Here is a 2,967-nt window from a genome sequence, read left to right on the forward strand (position 1 = left end):
GGCAATTCCTACTGGCCGTTGACATAGAGGCGCCTCGACTCCCTCTCGTGGGGTGTCCTCGGCAGCCGCGAGCCGACGCCACGGCCTCACCAACGGAGCTCATTCCGAAGCCACACACCTGGTGCATGCGATGACCGGGCTCGCGAGGTCTCACGTCGTCGTGACGGAAACGCCGGCCTCGTCGGGCTGTCCGTGAGCAGCGCGCGGGGACGCCTACCTCCACGGAGGAGGCAGGCCATGGCGAAACGTCCACGCCGACGGTCGGACCAGACACTGGTCTGCGGCTGGTGCTCACGGGAGTTCTTGCCGGCCACCCGTGGGCGGACGCCGAAGTGGTGCTCACAGGTCTGTCGCCAGCGGGCGTGGGAGCAACGCCGAGCTGCCCGGTCCGGCCTCGTCGCGGTCGAGATCGTGCAGCAGGTCGTCGAGGTCGAGAAGGTCGTCCAGAAGGAGGTCGTGAAGCGGGTGGAGGTGCCCGTGCGTCCATCGCGACACAACTGGCCCGCTCTGCTCGCCGAGCTCACGAGCCAGCTCGATCGCGGCCTCGTCTACGACCGCGACCTGCCAGAGCTGGCGACGCACCTCAGCGGTGTGCTCCAGGTGCTGGAGCGTCGGCCCGGTTACCAGCGGCTCATGGCAAGGTCCCGGAGCCCCTGGAGGAGGTAGCGGCTCAGCCGCAGACTCGCTCGGCCCGTACCTGACTCGAGGCGAACAGCTCCTCGCCGGTGAGTCGGCGCCGGCCGTGCGATGCCTCATCAGCACCCTCACCAAGGCACTCACCAAACCCACGTGCTCGCAAGTCGCCACGCTCACGAACAGGCGCCTTGTCCACAAGTCGGCACGCGAGACGCCTACGACTGGCATCGGGTCAACCAGACTCGTGTCGATCGTCGAGGTGATCATCATGAGCGAACACACCACTTCCCGGCATCTCACTGTCGCTGACATCTGCGCCGAACTGGGGATCTCCAAGTCCACGTTCTACGACTGGCGGGCAGCGCACAAAGCTCCGTGCTGCATCAAGCTGCCGAACGGCGGCCTTCGCGTTCGCCGGGCAGACCTCGAGCGGTGGCTCGAGAGCCGTGAGGGCCAGTAGATGATCCGGAAGGAGGTCAGCTACGACATTCGCGTCTGGTCCATCAGGAGGTACAAGGGCAAGCGCGGAACGACCTACACGGTGCGGTGGGCGGTCGAGGGCAACCCCCATCAGCGGACTTTCACCACTAATCCCGGATCCACCGATGGACCGGGCCGGGATGGGTTGATCGTCGGCGCCGCGGAGTGAGGATGCCGGGGCGCGAGGGTCCGCCGGACCTCGCTGTCCGGGGTGTTCCACGGTGTTCTTCGTCGCGCCGCTCTCGCTGCTGGGTGGTCAGGCCGCGAGGGCTGGCGGCGGGTCGCTGACTCGGTCGAACAGCGCCGTCCAGGCGAACTCCCACGGCCAAGATTCCGGCAGGTGCAGGGTGACCCGGCGTGCTGAGGTTGCGACCCGCCCTGGCACGGTGATCAGCTTGCGACGGATGGTCGCAGTGGTCGCCTTCGCGAGTTGCGGGTCGCTCAGGCTGGCGGCGGCTCGGGTGAGGTTGAACGCCATCACGGCCAACACGAGCCAGGCGGCGTTCGCGGTGAACACCCCGGACGGCAGGTGTGCCAGCGCCGAGCTCTTGAGGTCAGCGTGGACCTGCTCGATGACTGCGTGATGACGGTGCGTCTTGTCGGCGGCGACGGTGCCGAGCACTTCGGGGTCGGTGGTGGTGAAGAAGGCGTGGAAGCGCCAGGTGTCGAACAGGGTGTCCTGGCCGGCGGCCTTGTTCTTCTCGGCGTTGAAGTCGGGGATCCTGCGAACCACGAGCCGGCCAGGGACGTGGTCGGTCTTCTTCTGTGCGGCGAACGCGGTGAAGTCGATCTCGGCGACCTCGGCGCGGGAGATCCACCGCTGACCGGCCTCGTCGAAGACAGCGTCGGTGTACTCGATCGTGGTCCACGCATCCTCGCTGATCGCTGCGATCGCGGCCTTGACCCGCTTGTCCATCCGCACGGTCACCGACACTGCGGCCCCACCAGCCAGCGCGGCGTGGACTGGTCCGCGACCGTAGAACGCCGAGTCCATCCGCACCAGGACCGGGTGGGCCTTGTCGAGCAGCCGGCGGGCCGTTCTCACCGCGTCGCCCACCAGTCGCTTGGCGCCGCGGGGTGAGGCGGTCGAGCCCTTGCGGAGCCGTTGGGCCACCACCACCGACGCCGACGTGGCACTCGTGAGGGTGGCCAGCAGCGCGTTGAGCCCACGGACTCCGGAGTAGCCGAAGCCGGCGCCCTGCTTGGCGTGGCCGTGGACCTCGATGATGGTGTCGTCGACATCGAGCAACGCGTACCCCCGATCCACCACGGTGTCGGTGCCGCTGGCTACGGGGCCGCCCGACGCTCGGAGCAGCCCGGTGAGGCCGGCCAGTGCGATCAGGAACCTCGAGGCGACCGCGTCGAGCTGACGCACGTGCCCGAAGGTGAACGCCCGCAGGAACGACCCAAGCGTCGAGGGCGCGTACGCGCGGGCGAAGACCCGTCCCATCCCGCCGTGGCGCAGCAACGCCATGTCATCGATGCTGTCCGCGCCCGCGACCATCCCGCCCACCAGCGAGGCGACCTTCAACCCCGCGTTCGCCCCCTTGTCCGTCGGCACGCTCAGGTGCTCATTCGCCAGGTCCCGCAGGCCGGCGGACTCGGCCAATGCGAGCGCCGGAACCAGGCCTGCGGCCGACACGAGATTCGGGTCATCGAAGACCGCCGAGGTCGATCGAAGCGTGTGAGAGAGTTTCACCTCAGAGATGCCCTTGCTGTTGGTGTGAATCGTTGCCTCAAGAACTCCGATTCTCCCGCCCAGCAAGGGCATTCTCGTTCTACGCCACGCTCACCCACCCAAGCTCATCGGTGGATCCGGGCTTACTGCCCACGAGCTCGAGCGCTGCCTCG

At 67.9% G+C, this 2,967-nt stretch carries 4 protein-coding genes; 2 read left to right on the forward strand and 2 right to left on the reverse strand.

Annotated elements, in window-relative coordinates:
- Positions 1-339: 339 nt before the first annotated feature.
- A complete protein-coding gene (locus B3587_RS03215) occupies positions 340-582 on the reverse strand; it encodes a hypothetical protein (RefSeq protein WP_292726510.1) in 243 nt (80 codons plus the stop codon).
- A gap of 322 nt (positions 583-904) precedes the next feature.
- On the opposite strand from B3587_RS03215, the gene B3587_RS03220 reads away from it, so the two are divergent.
- Both B3587_RS03220 and B3587_RS03225 read left to right on the forward strand, forming a co-directional pair.
- Positions 905-1,096: a helix-turn-helix transcriptional regulator gene (locus B3587_RS03220; protein WP_292726512.1), complete on the forward strand. Its 192-nt coding sequence runs from the start codon at positions 905-907 to the stop codon at positions 1,094-1,096.
- The gene (locus B3587_RS03225) at positions 1,097-1,285 is read left to right on the forward strand and encodes a hypothetical protein (RefSeq protein ID WP_292726514.1); all 189 of its coding nucleotides are present in this window, start codon (positions 1,097-1,099) and stop codon (positions 1,283-1,285) included.
- Between the two features lie 87 nt (positions 1,286-1,372).
- On the opposite strand, the gene B3587_RS03230 is transcribed toward B3587_RS03225, so the two are convergent.
- Positions 1,373-2,815 (reverse strand): IS1380 family transposase, encoded by a 1,443-nt coding sequence (locus B3587_RS03230; protein ID WP_292726516.1) that lies wholly within the window; start codon positions 2,813-2,815, stop codon positions 1,373-1,375.
- Between the last annotated feature and the right edge of the window lie 152 nt (positions 2,816-2,967).

Origin of the sequence: Microbacterium sp. UBA837, assembly GCF_002296025.1 — a bacterium.
In the GTDB taxonomy this organism is placed as follows: domain Bacteria; phylum Actinomycetota; class Actinomycetes; order Actinomycetales; family Microbacteriaceae; genus Microbacterium.